Origin of the sequence: Kitasatospora sp. NPDC059817, assembly GCF_042731835.1 — a bacterium.
Taxonomy (GTDB): Bacteria; Actinomycetota; Actinomycetes; order Streptomycetales; family Streptomycetaceae; genus Kitasatospora.
Genome location: NZ_JBHWIR010000067.1, coordinates 1 through 16,488, shown reverse-complemented (window position 1 = coordinate 16,488; position 16,488 = coordinate 1). Strand labels below are relative to the sequence as shown.

The following is a 16,488-nucleotide window of genomic DNA, read 5'->3' as shown; positions in this document are numbered from 1 at the left end:
CTTCGGTCGCGCCCGTACCGGCGTGGCGCGACGGGCCGGATGGGCACCGCCGTGCGTGCCGCCGCGGGGGGGGGGCCCCGCGGGGGCCCCCCCCGCCGGCGGCGGCCCTACCGCCTCCCCCCAGCTCTACCGGGGCGTCGGGCCCTGCCGGCTCGGCCGGCCGTCCGGGTCGAGGGTGAACACCACGGTCTCGGTCCCCTTCACCCCGGTCACCGCGATCCGGTCCGGCCCGGACCAGTCGACCCTGCCGAACTCGCCGCCACGGATGTCCCATTCGCCCAGTTCCCAGTGCCGGGCGGACCAGCCGCTGCCGGTCAACAGCTCGACCCGGTAGATCGGGTCGATCGAGAAGGCGACGTCGGTCACGGTCAGCACGCGGTCCGGGCGCTCCGGGTGGCTCTTCCGGCTGACGGGCTGCCCGTCGCGGTCGAGCAGCAGCGACAGGAGCACGGCCAACCCCCCGAGGAAGACGAGCGACACCAGGGCGGCCGCGCAGCCGACCTGCGACCACCAGGTGCGGAACTCGAACTGGATCACCAGCGAGACCACGGCCAGCACGACGGTGGCTCCGAGCAGCGGCAGCGGGTGGTTGAGCCAGCGCTCGACCTCCACCAGCCCACCTGAGAACGAGGCCTGATAGCCCGGCAGATAGACCAGGAGCGCCGTCAGCGCCACACCTCTGAGCCACCACACGATCCGCTTGCGACGTGCCGCCGTCATGCGCCCCTCCCCAGGGTGAGCCTTTGCCCGGACTTTACTACCGGATGTCCGGCGGTTGAGGCTCCGGTCGGCTCCGGCCCAGGCCCGGGGCGTCCACCACTACCGGCCACGACTCAGGACCGGCCACGACGCGGTACCGGCCACGACGCCGAGAGGCCCGGGCGGACATCGCTGTCCTCCCGGGCCTCCCGCTACCGGCCGTACCCCCGTCACCGCCGGTAGAAGACGCTCCTCGACCAGAAGTAGCCGATCAGCGTCAGCCCGGTGCACCACGCCAGCGCGCTCCAGGCGCTGTTGCCGATCGGGGTGCCCATCAGCAGCCCCCGCAGGGTCTCGATGATCGGCGTGAACGGCTGGTACTCGGCGAACCACCGCAGGGCGGTCGGCATCGAGTCGGGTGGGACGATCGCGCTCCCGATGAAGGGCAGGAACTGTATCGGCATCGGCAGGTTGCTGGCGCTCTCCACCGTCTTGGCAACCAGCCCGATGCCCGCCGATATCCAGGTCAGCGCGATGGTGACGAACAGCAGCAGCCCGACGGCCGCCAGCCATTCCACCAGCCCGGCGTTGGGCCGGAAGCCCATCGCGAGGGCCGCGCCGACCACCAGGACCAGGCCGAGCATGGTCTGTATCACGCTGCCGACCACGTGCCCGGCCAGGAAGGCCGAGCGCGAGATCGCCATCGTGCGGAAGCGGTTGACGATGCCTTCCGTCATGTCGACGCAGACCCCGATCGCCGTGACCAGCGACCCCGAGGCCGCCGCCATCAGCAGGATGCCGGGCGTCACGTAGTCGATGTAGCTGCCGCCGCCGATGCCCGCGCCGAGCGCGCCGCCATAGGCGTAGTTGAACAGCAGCAGCATCATCACCGGCATGATCACGACTGCGAAGGTCAGGGACGGGTACCGCAGCGCGTGCTTGAGGTTGCGCCGCAGCATGGTCAGCGAGTCACTGACCGCGTAGCTCACCGAAGCGCTCATCGGACGCCCTCTCCCGTCAGCGTGAGGAACACGTCGTCCAGATCGGCCGTCTCCACGACCAGCGACTCGGCCCGGACCGAGGCGTTGTCGAGCGCGTCCAGCACCGCCTTCACGGTGACCACGGAGTTGTCCCCCGGGATGTCCAGCCGCAGCGCCTCGGTGTCGACCACCGCGTAGTCGAACAGTCCGGCGGCAGCCCCCAGTTGGGCCGCGTCCGCGAACTGGAGCCGGATCCGCCCGCCGGGGACGATCCGCTTCAGCTCGTCCGCCGTGCCCTCGGCGACGATCCGCCCGCCGTCCAGGACGGCGATCCGGTCGGCGAGTTCGTCGGCCTCCTCCAGGTACTGGGTGGTGAGGAAGATCGTCACCCCATGGTCGGCGACCAGCCCCCGGATGATCTCCCACATCGTCCGCCGACTGCGCGGGTCCAGCCCGGTGGTCGGCTCGTCGAGGAAGATCACCCGCGGATCGCCGACCAGCGTCATCGCCAGGTCGAGCTTGCGCCGCATGCCGCCGGAGAAGGTGACGACCGGCTTGCGCGCCGCCTCCGTGAGGTCGAACCGCCGCAGCAGATCCTCGGCCCGCCTCCGCCCCTCCCGACGGGGGAGATGGTTGAGGTCCGCCATCAGCAGCAGGTTCTCCTCGGCGGTGAGCAGGTTGTCCACCGCCGAGAACTGGCCGGTGACACCGATCGCCGCCCGCACCCCGGAGGCCTGCTCGACCACGTCGTGCCCGGCCACCCGGGCCACCCCGCCGTCGGCCGGGATCAGGGTGGAGAGGATCTGCACGGTGGTGGTCTTGCCGGCGCCGTTCGGCCCGAGCAGGGCGAACACGCTGCCCGCCGGGATCTCCAGGTCGATGCCGTTCAGCACGGCCTTGTCGCCGTAGGACTTGGTCAGTCCGACTGCCGAGATCGCCGCCATCACGCCCTCCGGATCACGACGTCGCCGAGCTGGGTGCGGCCGCGGACCTCGACGGTCTCCCGGGCGTCGCCCGGGCCCTGCGTCGCACCGAGGGCGTTGCGCACGGTGCCGACCTTGCTGTGCACGTCGAGCCAGGCGGCCGTGCCCTCCGCGATGCCGACCTCCAAGTCACCCAGGGAGGTCTGCATGGTGATCTGGCCGCGCACCACCCGGCCGATCCGAATCGGGCCGTGCGCCGTCTTGGCGTCCACCCCCGCGTGGGCGGTGCCGACCTCGATCCGGCCGAAGGAGGAACTGGCCTTGAGCGCCCCGTGGACCTCACGGACCTCCGTGTCGCCGTTGCTGTTCTTGACCGTCAGCGTGCCCCCGACCGTGCCGACCGCGACCCGGCCGAGCCCGGAGACCTCCGCGTCCCCGTCGACCGAGTCCACCCGGACCTCCCCGTGGTCGGTCTTGAGCCGCGCGCTCGCGGCCTGCTCGACCTGGATCCGGCCGAGCGAGGTCTTCAGCCGGCAGTCGCCGAGCGGGCCCTCGGCGACGAAGGTGGCCATCGGGGCGTCGGCGTTGACCTCGGAGCCCGCCGGCAGCTCGATCAGGATGTCGATCGAGCCGATCCGGCCGAACGGCGAGCGCTTCTTCGGGCCCTTGAGGGTGAACCGGCCGCCGGCGTAGTCGACCTGGGTCTGCTGGGCGGCCTTGACGTCCGCCTCCTCGGCGGGGTTGGCGGGCTTGACCTCGACCACGGTGTCGGTGCGCTTGCTCGCGCTGATCCGCACCGAGCCGATCTCGAATTCGAGGGTGGCGGAGATCGGTCCGTCGGTCTCGTACGTAGGCATGGCTGTCCCGTCCTCTTGACTCTGATGGGTGTTCCCGCTGGTCGGAGCGGGGGTGACGTCGTTGCGGATGGAGCGCGGATGGAGCGGATGGAGCGGGTCTGGCAGGCGGAGCGGATGGAGCGGGCGGAAGCGTCAGTGGACCCAGCCGGTGAAGCCCTGGCCGCCGCGGCGCGGGCGGACCGTCGGCTGGGGGGCCGGTGTGGCGGCCGGGCGGGCGGCCGGCTCGCCGGCCTCCAGCGCGCCGGCGACGGCCCGGACCAGCCAGGCGTTGAGGGAGAGGCCCTCCTGCCCGGCGGCCTCCTCCGCCCGGGCCTTGAGGTGGGCGGGCAGGCGCAGGTTGATCCGGGCGGTGCCCGTCTCGTCCGACTCCGGCACCACTGGCGGCGCCACTGGCACCACCGATGCCACCATCGGCGCCATCGGTGGCACCACGGGCGGCACATCACCGTGGAAGGCGTCGGTGCCGGGCGGTACGGTGACCACGAACTCGGGATCGAGCCCGCGCAGCCGCACGTCCACCGAGCCGGGGGCGAGCTCGCGGGTCACTTCGCCCATCGCGGCCGAGAGCGCGTTGAGCAGGGTGAGCCGCACGGCCGAATCCAGCGGCAGCGTCAGCCGCTCGGCCAGCGCGCGGGCTTCGTCCCCGCCCGTGCCCGCGGCCACCGCGAGCTCGTTCCGAAGGTTTTCGACGTACGGCGTGAGGTCCATGGCTTCAGCATGGCACAGCAGTGGTGCCATGTCGAGCCATTAATGGCGCCACTTTGGCACCATGTCCGAATGGGGACAGAAAACCGCCCCGCCGGCAGCTGCTGGCGGGGCGGTTCACGGGGCACTTCACAGGGCGTCCACCAGGGCGGACGCCGGGAATCAGGCCTTCCAGCCCGCCAGGTACGCGTCGATCTCGCCCGCCAGCCGCGCCTTGCCCGCCACGTCCAGGAAGGACGCCTCGACCGCATTGCGCGCCAGCGCCGCCACCCCGGACTCGTCCAGGCCCAGCAGCCGCGCCGCGACGGCGTACTCGGTGTTGAGGTCGGTGCCGAACATCGGCGGGTCGTCGCTGTTGATGGTGACCAGCAGCCCGGCGTCCACCATCCGCTTGATCGGGTGCTCCTCGATCCGCTCCACCGCCCGGGTGGCGATGTTGGAGGTCGGGCAGACCTCCAGCGGGATCCGGTGCTCGCCCAGGTGGTCCAGCAGCGCCGGGTCCTTCACCGACTGCGTGCCGTGCCCGATGCGCTCGGCGCCGAGCACCCGGATCGCGTCCCAGACCGTCTCCGGCCCGGTGGTCTCGCCCGCGTGCGGGACGCTGCGCAGGCCGGCCGCCCGCGCCCGGTCGAAGTAGGGCTTGAACTGCGGGCGCGGCACGCCGATCTCCGGGCCGCCGAGGCCGAAGCTGACCAGGCCCTCGGGGGCCAGGTCGACGGCGAGCCGGGCGGTCTCCTCGGCGGCCTCCAGGCCGGCCTCGCCGGGGATGTCGAAGCACCAGCGCAGTACGACCCCGAGCTCCTTCTCGGCGCGCAGCCGGGCGTCCTCGATCGCCTCCATGAAGGCGACGTCCGGGATGCCCCGCTTGACCGAGGAGTACGGGGTGATGGTCAGTTCGGCGTACCGGATGTTCTGGCGCGCCATGTCCTCGGCCACGCCGTAGGTGAGCGCGCGGACGTCCTCGGCGTCGCGGATCAGGTCCACGACGCTCAGGTAGACGTCGATGAAGTGCGCGAAGTCGGTGAAGGTGAAGTACTCGGCGAGCGCCGCCGGGTCGACCGGCACCTTCGAGCGGCCGCGGTGGCGGGCCGCCAGCTCGGCGACGACGCGCGGCGAGGCCGAGCCCACGTGGTGGACGTGCAGCTCCGCCTTGGGCATCCCGGCGATGAACGCCTCGATGCCCCCCTGGCCACTGGGGTTTCCGATCCGACTTCCGTCCGGCTGGACCACGGTGGTTCCCTACTTCCTCTACGCGCGTACCGACAGGTGCTGGCAAGGATAGGCCGCCCCGGGGTCAGCCTCCGAGGGCGGTCGCGACGGTGTGGATGAGCAGCCCGGCCATGGCGCCGACCACGGTGCCGTTGATCCGGATGAACTGCAGGTCGCGGCCCACGTTGGCCTCGATCTTGCGGGAGGCGTCGTCGGCGTCCCAGCCCGCCACCGTCTCGGAGATCAGCGAGGTGATCTCGGCGCGGTAGGTGTCGACCAGGTACTGGGCGGCGTCCTGCAGCCAGCCGTCCACCTTGGCCTGGAGCTTGGCGTCGGTGGCCAGGCGCGCGCCGAAGCTGCTCACGCCCTCGCGGATGCGCCGGCGCAGTTCGCTGTCCTCGTCCTCGGCCGCGTTCACCACCAGGGTGCGGACGGCTGCCCAGGTGGAGGCGATCAGGTCCTGCACCTCGGGCCGGGCCAGCAGTTCCACCTTGGCCCGCTCCACCCGGGCGATGGTCTCCGGGTCGGTCTGCAGTTCGGTCGCGAAGTCGGCGAGGAAGTTGTCGATGGCGCCGCGGGCCGGGTGGTCCGGGTCGTCCCGGATGTCGGTGACGAACCGCATCAGCTCCTTGTAGACCCGCTCGCCGACCTGGTTGTCGAGGAACTTGGGCGTCCAGCCCGGGGTCTTCTGGGTGACCCGCTGGACCACCTCCTCGTGGTTGGCCGTCAGCCAGCCGTGCGCCCTGACGGCCACCAGGTCGACCACGCCGTGGTGCCCGCCGTCCGCGACCACCTTGCCCAGCATCCGGCCCATCGGCTCGGCCACCGAGGTGGCCGCCGCCCGCCTGGTCACCGCCTCGGCGACGACCGCCTGCACGTCGTCGTCCCGGAGCACCGCGAGCACCCCGCGCAGCGCCGCCGAGGCCTCCTTGGTGACCCGCTCGGCGCTGCCCGGCGCGGCCAGCCACTCCCCCAGCCGCCGGGCGATGCCCAGCGACGCGAGGCGGCCGCGCACCACGTGACCGGAGAGGAAGTTGTCGCCGACGAAGTCGCCGAGCGAGCGCCCGAAGGCGTCCTTCTTGGTCGGGATGATCGCGGTGTGCGGGATCGGCAGGCCCAACGGGCGGCGGAACAGCGCCGTCACGGCGAACCAGTCGGCCAGCGCGCCGACCATGCCCGCCTCGGCGGCCGCCGCCACGTACCCGGCCCAGGAGCCGGCGCCGGCCGCCTTGGCCCAGGTGGCGAGGGCGAAGACCAGGCTCGCGAAGGCCAGCAGGCCGGTCGCGATGGTCTTCATCCGGCGGACGCCATGTCTCTTCTGCTCGTCGGCGGCGGTGAACCGGACCCCGGGGCCCGTACCGCTGAAGGCTTCGTCACTCACCCCGCCAGTCTGCCCGCTGCCCGGCGCGGGTGAGAGCGCGCCCCGCGATCACGCGCCTGGTTGCGCGCCCGGGCACGCCTCGCGCACAGCCAGGCGCACGCCCTGTGCCCGCCCACTCACGCCGCGTGCGGTACGCCGTGCCCGCCGACGCGGCGAGCCGCACGCCCCGCACGCCCCGCACCACGCGTCCTCGGGCCGTGAACCGCAGCCCCTCAGGCCCCGCCCAGCACGATCCGCCGCACCCCCTCGACCGCCCACGCCGCCGGATCCGTGCACCGCCGCCCGTCCAGCAGCACCCGCACCCCCGGCAGGTCCTCCGGCGCCAGCCCCCGGTACTCCGGGTGGTCCGCCTGGAGCACCGCCGCCACCACCGGCTCCCCCTCGTACGGAGGCAGCCCGAGCGCCGCCAGTTCCCCGCCCCGGTACAGCGGATCGCTGACGTACGGCCGCGCCCCCGCCGCCCGCACCGCCTCGACCAGCGGGAACACCCCCGAGTACGCCGTCTCCTTGACCCCGCCTCGGTACGCCGCCCCGAGCACCAGCACGCCCTGCCCGGCGATCCCGCCCGCCAGCGCGCCGTCCAGCACCCCGACCGCGTACCCGGGCATCTCCAGGTTGGCCTCCCGGGCGGCCCGCACGACCGTCGCACCCGGGTCGTTCCACAGGTACAGCCGCGGGTACACCGGGATGCAGTGCCCGCCGACCGCGATGCCGGGCCGGTGCAGGTGGCTGTACGGCTGCGAGTTGCACGCGTCGGCGATCTCCGCGAAGTCCACCCCGACCCGGTCGGCGTACCGGGCGAACTGGTTGGCGAGCGCGATGTTGACGTCCCGGTAGGTGGTCTCGGCGAGCTTGGCGAACTCCGCCGCCTCCACCGAGGCCAGCTCCCAGACGCCGTTGGGCCGGGGCAGGTCGGGGCGCGGGTCGAAGTCCAGCGCGGCCCGGTAGAACTCGGCGCCGCGCCGGGTCGAGGCGGCGTCCACGCCGCCGACCAGCTTGGGGTAGCGCCGCAGGTCGGCGAAGACCCGCCCGGTGCGGACCCGCTCCGGGCTGAACACCAGCGCGAAGTCCGCCCCGGCGGCCAGCCCGGAGCCGGCCGCCAGCCGGGGCGCCCAGCGGCCCCGGGTGACGCCGACCGGCAGGGTGGTCTCGTAGCTGACCAGGGTGCCCCGGCGCAGCCCGGCGGCGACGGCGTCGGTGGCCGCGTCGAGCAGGCCGAAGTCCGGGGTGCCGTCGGCGGCGGTGACCAGCGGGACGACCAGCACCACGGCCTCGGCGGCGGCGACGGCGGCCGTGGTGTCGGTGGTGGCCCGCAGCCGCCCTTCGACGACCACCCGCTTCAGCGCCTCGTCCAAACCCGCCTCCCGGGGGAACGGCGGCACGCCCTGGTTGACGCTGCGGACGACCCCGGGGGCGATGTCCGCCCCCGTCACCCGGTGCCCCTTCAACGCGAACTGCACGGCCAGCGGCAGGCCCAGCTTGCCCAGCCCGACCACGCAGACGTCCATCGCCCCGCTCATCCCCGCACCCCGCTCATCCTCGCGTCCCGTTCATCCCCGCACCCTGCTCATCCCCGCGTCCCCTCTCCTCCGGGGCGCCCGGCCTCCGGGGTCCCCGGCCTCCGGGCCCCCCGCTCACCCCCGGCCCCCGTTCACCGTGTTGGCGAGCCGGCGCCACACCGGGTAGCGCCGCAGCCCGCGCCGCAGCTGGGCCGGCACGGCGCCGCGCCACACCTGCTGGGCCAGGTTGAGCGACGGGACCTCCACCGGCAGCCGCACCGGCTCCTCGCCCAGCAGGAACAGCTCGTCCGGCAGGCCCAGCCGGGCATCCCGGAACGCCGGGTAGCCCGCGTAGTGCCGCCGCCCGTCGACGACCACCGGCGGGTCGCCGTGCGCGGCCTCGTACCGGATCAGGTCCCGCAGCGCCTCCGGCCGGACGGCGGCGGCGAGTTCGAGCCGCAGCCGCTCGGCGACGGGCAGCCGCTGGTAGACCGCGCGGGCGTCGAAGCGCTCGATCAGCCGGCCGACCTCGGCGCAGACCTGTTCCTGCACGGCGTCGTCGAGCAGCAGGAAGTCGTCCTGGAGCAGCCGCGGCACGTCCCACGCGAAACTGCGGGCCCGGATCGCGTCCAACTCCCCGCCGGGCGCGGCCAGATCGGCGGCGACCTGCTGCAACGCCGCGATCCCGCGCAGCCGGTCCAGCACCCCGGCCCGCTGGGTGACGTTGCCCAAGTCCTGGCGCAGCACCAGGAAGTAGCAGTCGTAGTCGGCGAGGACGGACACCCGGCCGGCCCGCAGGCAGGCCTCCAGGGTGAACGGCTGGTCCGAGAAGACCTTCAACTCCTCGTCGCGGCGCAGCCCGTGGCGCCGGACGAGGTCCATCCGGAACAGCTTGGTGTCGGACAGCGCCCAGGCCAGCGCCGAGTCGGTGAAGCCGACGGACTCGGCGTTGGCGTGGAAGATCCCCTGCGGCACCAGCCGCCCGTTCACCCCGACCTGCTTGGGCACCAGCACGTCCGAACCCCAGGCGTCGGCCGCCGTGACCAGCCGCTCCAGCGCCTCGGCGCCGAGCCAGTCGTCCGCGCCGAGGAACAGCACGTAGCGGCCGCGGGCCAGCGCCAGGCCCCGGTTGGTGGGGGCCGCCGGGCCGCCCGAGTTGGGCTGGTGCACCACCCGGAACAGCCCTGGGTGGCGGGCGGCGTAGTCGTCCAGGACGGCCTCGCCGCCGTCCGTGGAGCCGTCGTCGACGACCACCACCTCCAGCCGCCCGGGCGCCAGGGTCTGCCCGACCAGCGAGTCCAGGCAGGTGGTGAGGTAGGGCATGGTGTTGTAGACCGCGACCACCACGGTCACATCGGGTCCGGTCATCGAGAAGCGCTGCCCTCCGGTGTGCTGTTCGCCGAGCGATGCAACGTCAACTCGGCTGCCCGCCGGGGAGTCACGTGCCCTCCCCGGACGGGTGACAGCGACCGGACACACGTTCAGCGTTCGGGAGGGTCAGCCGATCGCCACCTCCGTGTACATCCGCGCGATCACGTCCTCGATCGCCGGCTCGCGCACCGACAGGTCCACCAGCGGATAGCGCGCGGCCACCGCCGCCACGATCGGCGCGGCGCTCTGCTGCGCCGGGAAGGCCAGCCACTGCCGGGGCCCCTCGACCTTCACCACCCGGGCGCCGGCCACCTCGATCGCGGGCCGGGCCTCGGCCAGGTCGACCACCAGGGTGCGCTCGCTGCGCCCGGTGGCGTGCAGGCCGTCCAGCCCGCCGTCGTAGACGACCCGGCCGTGGTCGATCACCATCACCCGGCCGCAGAGCTGCTCGATGTCGGTCAGGTCGTGCGTGGTGAGCAGCACGGTGGTGCCCCGGTCCCGGTTCACCTCGCGCAGGAACTCGCGCACCTTCCCCTTGCTGACCACGTCCAGGCCGATGGTCGGCTCGTCCAGGTAGAGCACCTGCGGGTCGTGCAGCAGCGCCGCCGCGAGGTCGCCGCGCATCCGCTGGCCGAGCGAGAGCTGGCGGACGGGGGTGTCCAGCAGCCCTTCCAGGTCGAGCAGTTCGACGCAGCGGGCGAGGTTCTCGCGATATCGGCGGTCGGGGATGCGGTAGATCCGGCGGGCGAGTTCGAAGGAGTCGCACAGCGGGAGGTCCCACCAGAGCGTGGTGCGCTGGCCGAAGACGACGCCGATCCGGCGGGCCAGCGCGACGCGTTCGCGGGCCGGGTCCACTCCGGCGACGCGCAGCCGCCCGCCGCTGGGCACGAGGATGCCGGTGAGCATCTTGATGGTGGTGGACTTGCCGGCGCCGTTGGGGCCGATGTAGCCGACGCACTCGCCGGCCTCGACGGTGAAGCTCAGCCCGTCCACCGCGCGCACCTCGCGCTTGACCCGGCTGAAGCGGCCGGTGCGGGCCCGCACGGTGAAGGTGCGGCGGACGTCCTCGAGTTCGATCAGTGCCATGGGGGTTCCTTGCGTAGGAGGGGGGTTCAGCTACCGGTGCCCCGGTAGGTTCAGCTGCCGGTGCCGCGGTAGGCGCGCAGTCCGGCCCGCCAGGCGAGCCCGGCGGCGGCGACGCAGAGCGCGGCGGCGAGCGGGGAGGCGTACTGGAAGGCGGTGGGCAGGCCGAGCGGGTCGGGCCGGCCGAGGATGTGCAGGGCGGGCAGCCAGTTGACGAAGGCCAGCGGGACGCCGAAGACCACGCCGGCCACCAGTTCCTTGGCGAAGATGGTCGGCGGGTAGTGCAGCAGGGTCGCGCCGCCGTAGGTGAAGGAGTTCTGGATCTCCTTGGACTCGCCCCACCAGAACTGCACGGTCGCGCCGCCGACGTAGATCGCGCCGAAGATGACGCTGCCGCAGACCAGCAGGGCGGGCACCAGCAGCACGCGGTCCCAGGTCCAGTGCACGTCCAGGGTGGCCAGTGACCAGGCGAGCACGGCCAGGGCCTGGATTGGGCGGCCGAGCCGGCGCAGCGAGAAGCGTTCGGCGCACAGTTGGGCGAGCGCGGGCGCCGGCCGGATCAGCATGGTGTCCAGCGATCCGTTGACGATCCGCACGCCGAGGCCCTCGACCGAGCCGACCAGCAGGTTGGCCACGCCGAGGGCGAAGGTCGCGGTGCCGTAGAGGAACGCGATCTCCGGCAGGCGCCAGCCGCCCAGCTGGTCGGTGTGCCGGAACATCAGCACCAGGACGACGAAGTCCAGCGAGTGCGTGGCCAGGCTGGCCACCAGGTTCAGGGCGAAGGAGGCCCGGTAGGCCATCATCGAGCGCATCCACATCCGGGCGCACAGCCACCAGGAGCGGACCGCCCACGCGGTGCGGGGCACGATCGGCTCAGCCACCCTGCACCACCACCTTGCGGGTCGCCAGCCACTGGGCGCCCCGGCCCGCGGCGAGCAGGGCGACGGCCCAGGCGAGCTGGAAGCCGAGCGCGCCGAGCAGGCCGGCGCCGGTCGAGCGCTCCAGGAAGACGTCGGTCGGCACCTTCACCAGCGCCGCCCAGGGCAGCACCGCGGCGAGGTCGCCGAGCAGGCCGGGGAAGAGCACGATCGGCAGCAGCATCCCGGAGAAGAACATCGAGACCACCAGCATCACCGAGCGCACCCCGTCCGAGTCGTGCAGCCAGAAGCCGGTGATCGAGGCCAGGAAGCGCAGCCCGAAGCTGACCACCAGCGCGAGCAGCACCGAGAGCAGGAAGACCGCCCAGGTCAGCGGCTGCTCGGGCATCCGGGTGCGGAACACCAGGGCGCCGACCAGCAGCGGCACGGTGCCGCGGACCAGCAGTTGGAAGGCGGCCCGGCCGAGGTCGGTGGCCAGCCACCAGCCCTGGAAGTCGACCGGGCGGTAGAGGTCGACGGCGATGTCCCCGCTGCGGAAGCGGTCCTGGAGGTCGTCCTGGAAGCCGCCGCCCCACACCGCGACGGTGACCAGCAGGGCCTGGCTGACCCAGATGTAGGTGACGGCCTGGCTCTGGTCGTAGCCGCCGAGGCTGGGGCGGGCCTGCCAGAGGGCGAGGAAGGAGGAGGCCAGGATGATGCCGAAGACGGTGTTGGTGAAGGTGCCGGCCAGGGTGGCGGCCCGGTAGGTGGAGTAGCGGCGGAAGGCGCCGCGGGCGACGGCCGCGTAGAGCCCGAGGACGGGCAGGGGTCCGGTGGGATCAGGAGGGCGTGCGGTCCGCGTCTCCGCGGGTGCGAGATTCAGCATATTGTCTCCTTGTCGACAAATACGGGCAGACGGATGCCCGCCGACGTCCGCGCACACCCCAGCGGCTCCGACCGGCCGAACCCGGGGGTACCGGGCCGAACGCGCGGAGCTGACGGAACTGGGTGCGCTGTGCGGGTGCGCTATGCGAGTGCGCCACGTGAGGCGCTACCTGGTTTGCACCTTTCACCGTAGCGCCGAGGACCAGCCGCCGCACCCGATTTCCCCGAGCACGCCAACCCCCCGACCACCCCCTGATCGGCCATCAAATAGCACATAATCGCGGCATGACCTTGAGCACCCGACGCCAGGCCAAACGAGCCGCCCGCCGCGCGGCCCGCCGAGCCCTCCCCCGCTGGCGCCGGCTCCTGCCCACCTGGCGCATCACGCTCGGCGCCCTCACCGCCGCGCTCCTGCTCACCGCCGGCGCCTTCGCCGTGCTCTACGTCATCGTCCCGGTGCCCGACCCCAACGCCCACGCCGTCGCCCAGAACAACATCTACCTCTACGCCGACGACACCACCGAGATCGCCCGCACCGGCGCCGTCAACCGCACCGACGTCACCATCGACCAGATCCCCCCGCAAACCCAGCACGCCGTCGTCTCCGCCGAGGACCGCACCTTCTACCGCAACCGCGGCATCGACCTCAAAGGCATGCTCCGGGCCGGCTGGAACACCCTCACCGGCAAGGGCACCCAAGGCGGCTCCACCATCACCCAGCAGTACGTCAAGAACTACTACCTGACGCAGGACAAGACCATCGAACGCAAGGGCCGCGAACTCTTCATCGCCCTCAAGGTCGACCAGCAACGCGACAAGCCCGAGATCCTCGCCGGCTACCTCAACAGCAGCTACTTCGGCCGCGGCGCCTACGGCATCCAGAGCGCCGCCCACGCCTACTACGGCGTCGACGTCTCCGCACTCACCCTCGCCCAGGGCGCCTACCTCGCCTCCCTCCTCCAGGCCCCCAGCAGCTACGACGTCAAGACCGCCACCCCCGCCAACCGCGAGAAGGCCATCGCCCGCTGGCACTACACCCTCGACGGCATGGTCCAACTCGGCTTCCTCACCGACGCCGAACGCACCGCCACCACCTTCCCCGAACCGATCGACCCCCAGCCCGCCACCGGCCTCTCCGGCCAGGCCGGCTACCTCGTCGGCGTCGCCGACGACTACCTCGTCTCCGCCGGCATCATCGACACCGCCACCCTCAAGGCCGGCGGCTGGCGCATCACCACCACCTTCGACAAGCCCAAGCAGGACGCCTTCCACAAGGCCGTCCAGGACGAACTCACCGACGAACTCGACCCCCAGCGCCGCCCCGCCACCGACACCGACGTCCGGGTCGCCGGCGCCTCCGTCGAAGCCGCCACCGGCCGCGTCGTCGCCGTCTACGGCGGCCCCGACTACGCCAAACAGCCCTACAACGACGCCCTGCGCCAGGACAACCAGATCGGCTCCACCTTCAAACCCGTCGACCTCGCCGCCGGCCTCATCGCCCAGCACACCCTCGACGGCCGGCCGATCACCCCCGACACCCGCTACGACGGCACCAGCGAACGCCCCGTCACCGGCGGCCCCACCCCCTACGCGCCGCCCAACGAGGACGACGTCGACTACGGCAACATCACCCTGCGCTACGCCATGGTGAAGTCCGTCAACTCCGTGTACGCGCAGGAGGGCGTCGACGCCGGCCTCGCCCGCGTCCGCGACACCGCCGTCAAACTCGGCATCCCCGACAGCGTCCGCGGCATGGACCCGGCCAACACCTCGATGACCCTCGGCACCGCCACCCCCAGCGCCCTCGACCTGGCCGGCGCCTACGCCACCCTCGCCAACCACGGCCAGGCGAACGCCCCCTGGTCCGTCCTCAAACTCGCACGCGTCCACACCGGCGGCGCCGTCGACGCCCCCAAGATGCCCGACCACACCCCCGTCGACGCCATCGACCGGCCCTACGCCGACACCGTCACCGACGTCCTGCGCGACGTCATCGGCCCCCGCGGCACCGGCGCCGCCGCCCTCGACCTCGGCCGCCCCGCCGCCGGCAAGACCGGCACCACCGACTCCAACCTCTCCGCCTGGTTCGCCGGCTACACCCCCGAACTCGCCACCACCGTCGGCCTGTTCCGCGAGAACCCGAAGACCCACGCCAAGGAACCACTGGCCGGCACCGCCGGACTCGCCCGGATCAACGGCGGCACCTTCCCCACCCGGATCTGGACCGCCTACATGAGCGCCGCCCTCGACGGCACCACCACCCAGCAGTTCGACCTCCAGACCGGCCGCGACACCCCCGCCCCCGACTTCAGCCCCAGCAGCAGCAGCGCCACCACCACCCCCAGCCCCACCGCCACCACCCCCACCACCGGCGGCGGCAGCAGCGAGGAACCCCCCAGCAGCACCCCCGTGCCCGACACCCCCACCCACGCCCCCACCCACGCCCCCAGCGCGCCCGCCCCGCAGCCCACCACCACCCAGGAACAGCCCAGCCCGCAGGCACCCCAGCCCACCACCACCCAGGAGCAGTCCAGCCCCACCCCCCGACCCACCCAGACCCGGCCCACCCACCCGACCACGCCACCCAGCACCACCGGCGCCACCACCAACCCGGCGACGAGCGCGACACCACCGGCCCAGCGCGCCACCCCGCCGGCCCAGTGAGCCACTTCACCGGCCCGACGCGCCGCCCCGCCGGCCGCTGAACCACCTCGCCGAGCGGTGAACCACCCCGCCGGCCGGTGACCTACCCCGCCGCCAACTCCCGCTCCAACGGCGACCGGAACCGCGGCGTCACCCGCACCTCCCCCAGCCAGCCCGCCAGACGCGCCGCCTCCGCCGCGATCGCCGCCCCGGCCTCCGCCCCCACATCACCGAACAGCCGCCACACCACCTCGCCGTCCGGCCGCTGCGCCCAGCCGCCCACCACCCGGCCGCACCACCACACCGTCGGCCCGGCGTTCCCCGCCCGGTCGAACAGCGCCGGCACGTCCTCCGGCCGCAGGTACCAGTCCCGCCCCCGCCAGCCCATCACCGTCGGATCCAGCGCCGGCAGGAGCGCCGCCCACGGCTCCGGCTCCGCCACCGGCCCGGCGTCCCCCGGCAGCACCAGCGCCGCCGCCCCGCCCGCCAGCTCCACGTCCTCGGCGCCCACGTCCGCCAGCGCCCGGCGGGTGTCCCCCAGCGTCCAGCCCGTCCACCACTTCACGTCCTCGACGGTCGCCGGGCCGTACCCGGCCAGCCAGCGCCGCACCACCTCCGCCTTCGCCTCCCGCACCGGCGCCTCCAGCCACTGCGGCACCGGCGCCCACGGATAGACGTTGCTCAGCCACGACCCGCGCGGACGGCCCCGCCGCACGTGCCCGTCCGCGGCCAGCACCCGCAGCAGCCGACTGCCCACGCTCTGCCGGCTCTCGTACGGCTTGCCCGCCGACATCAGCATCGTCTCGCGCAACTCCGGTACGTCGTCCCCGAGTTCCTTCGTCGTCGCCTCGCCGCGCCGAGCCACGGCGGCCAGCACCGCGCGCTCCGCCCCGGCCAGCCGCGCCTCGTCCCAGCCGTCCGCGTGGTCCCGCAGGTGCTTGAGCAGCGTCGCCCGCTCCCTCGCCGCGATCGCCCGCGCCGTCGACGAACTCACGTGCGGCGCGAAGCCCTCCGTCACCGCGAACAGCGTCCGCCGCATCGACAGCAGCTTCACCAGCGTGACGTCCTCGTACAGCGCCCGGTCCACCTCCGCCGCCGACGGCTCGGCCAGCCGCGCGCACGCCGACAGGTACACCGTCGCCGGGTCCGACGCGTGCAGCCCCACCAGCGCGTCCGCCACCTGCTCCACCCGCGCCACCCGCACCGACGGCGCCAGCAACTGCCGCCGCCCCACCCGGGCCCGCCGCTCACCCTCGCCGATCACCGGCACACGCCTCGTCATGCCGGGACCCTAGCGCCCACCACCGACACTGATAGTTCTAACCGGGTCCCTGGTGGTCGTGGCTCTGCCACTGACTGACGCCCTGCTGGGCTGTCCTCCGGTTGTTCTGTCCGG

The 16,488-nt window shown here is 73.2% G+C and carries 14 protein-coding genes; 1 reads left to right on the top strand and 13 read right to left on the bottom strand.

Translation table 11 applies throughout. The features are described 5' to 3' along the window. Positions 1-126: 126 nt before the first annotated feature. The 12 genes from ACFV61_RS16805 to ACFV61_RS16750 all read right to left on the bottom strand — a co-directional run bounded on the left by ACFV61_RS16805 (position 127) and on the right by ACFV61_RS16750 (position 12,450). Positions 127-720 (bottom strand): hypothetical protein, encoded by a 594-nt coding sequence (locus ACFV61_RS16805; RefSeq protein WP_380492332.1) that lies wholly within the window; start codon positions 718-720, stop codon positions 127-129. A gap of 209 nt (positions 721-929) precedes the next feature. Continuing rightward, complete coding sequence (locus ACFV61_RS16800) at positions 930-1,700, bottom strand: ABC transporter permease (RefSeq protein ID WP_380335114.1); 771 nt, start codon at positions 1,698-1,700, stop codon at positions 930-932. Next, positions 1,697-2,623 carry an ATP-binding cassette domain-containing protein gene (locus tag ACFV61_RS16795; RefSeq protein ID WP_063349236.1) on the bottom strand — a complete coding sequence of 309 codons (927 nt, stop codon included), beginning with the start codon at positions 2,621-2,623 and terminating at the stop codon, positions 1,697-1,699. The genes ACFV61_RS16800 and ACFV61_RS16795 overlap by 4 nt, the downstream gene beginning before the upstream one ends. Then, complete coding sequence (locus tag ACFV61_RS16790) at positions 2,623-3,459, bottom strand: DUF4097 domain-containing protein (RefSeq protein ID WP_380335117.1); 837 nt, start codon at positions 3,457-3,459, stop codon at positions 2,623-2,625. Before ACFV61_RS16790 ends, ACFV61_RS16795 begins: the two co-directional genes overlap by 1 nt. A gap of 132 nt (positions 3,460-3,591) precedes the next feature. After that, complete coding sequence (locus ACFV61_RS16785) at positions 3,592-4,167, bottom strand: YlcI/YnfO family protein (RefSeq protein WP_380492331.1); 576 nt, start codon at positions 4,165-4,167, stop codon at positions 3,592-3,594. A 159-nt stretch (positions 4,168-4,326) separates the two neighbouring features. Beyond that, a complete protein-coding gene (locus ACFV61_RS16780) occupies positions 4,327-5,394 on the bottom strand; it encodes an adenosine deaminase (protein WP_363583724.1) in 1,068 nt (355 codons plus the stop codon). 64 nt (positions 5,395-5,458) lie between these two features. Beyond that, complete coding sequence (locus tag ACFV61_RS16775; RefSeq protein ID WP_063349233.1) at positions 5,459-6,754, bottom strand: DUF445 domain-containing protein; 1,296 nt, start codon at positions 6,752-6,754, stop codon at positions 5,459-5,461. Between the two features lie 212 nt (positions 6,755-6,966). After that, positions 6,967-8,262, bottom strand: coding sequence for a nucleotide sugar dehydrogenase (locus ACFV61_RS16770; protein WP_380492355.1), 1,296 nt, complete (start codon positions 8,260-8,262; stop codon positions 6,967-6,969). Positions 8,263-8,388: 126 nt separating this feature from the next. Continuing rightward, a complete protein-coding gene (locus tag ACFV61_RS16765; protein ID WP_380492329.1) occupies positions 8,389-9,621 on the bottom strand; it encodes a glycosyltransferase family 2 protein in 1,233 nt (410 codons plus the stop codon). Positions 9,622-9,750: 129 nt separating this feature from the next. After that, positions 9,751-10,710 (bottom strand): ATP-binding cassette domain-containing protein, encoded by a 960-nt coding sequence (locus ACFV61_RS16760; RefSeq protein WP_063349230.1) that lies wholly within the window; start codon positions 10,708-10,710, stop codon positions 9,751-9,753. Between the two features lie 50 nt (positions 10,711-10,760). Further along, entirely contained in the window at positions 10,761-11,588 is an 828-nt protein-coding gene (locus ACFV61_RS16755) for an ABC transporter permease (protein ID WP_380335128.1), read from the bottom strand. Beyond that, entirely contained in the window at positions 11,581-12,450 is an 870-nt protein-coding gene (locus ACFV61_RS16750; RefSeq protein WP_079135855.1) for an ABC-2 family transporter protein, read from the bottom strand. Before ACFV61_RS16750 ends, ACFV61_RS16755 begins: the two co-directional genes overlap by 8 nt. Positions 12,451-12,734: 284 nt before the next feature. On the opposite strand from ACFV61_RS16750, the gene ACFV61_RS16745 reads away from it, so the two are divergent. Further along, the gene (locus ACFV61_RS16745) at positions 12,735-15,113 is read left to right on the top strand and encodes a transglycosylase domain-containing protein (RefSeq protein WP_380492327.1); all 2,379 of its coding nucleotides are present in this window, start codon (positions 12,735-12,737) and stop codon (positions 15,111-15,113) included. Positions 15,114-15,195: 82 nt separating this feature from the next. Here ACFV61_RS16745 and ACFV61_RS16740 read toward each other — a convergent pair whose 3' ends face one another. Then, on the bottom strand, positions 15,196-16,374 hold the full coding sequence (locus ACFV61_RS16740) for a winged helix DNA-binding domain-containing protein (RefSeq protein WP_380492325.1): 1,179 nt from the start codon (positions 16,372-16,374) through the stop codon (positions 15,196-15,198). Positions 16,375-16,488: the final 114 nt, after the last annotated feature.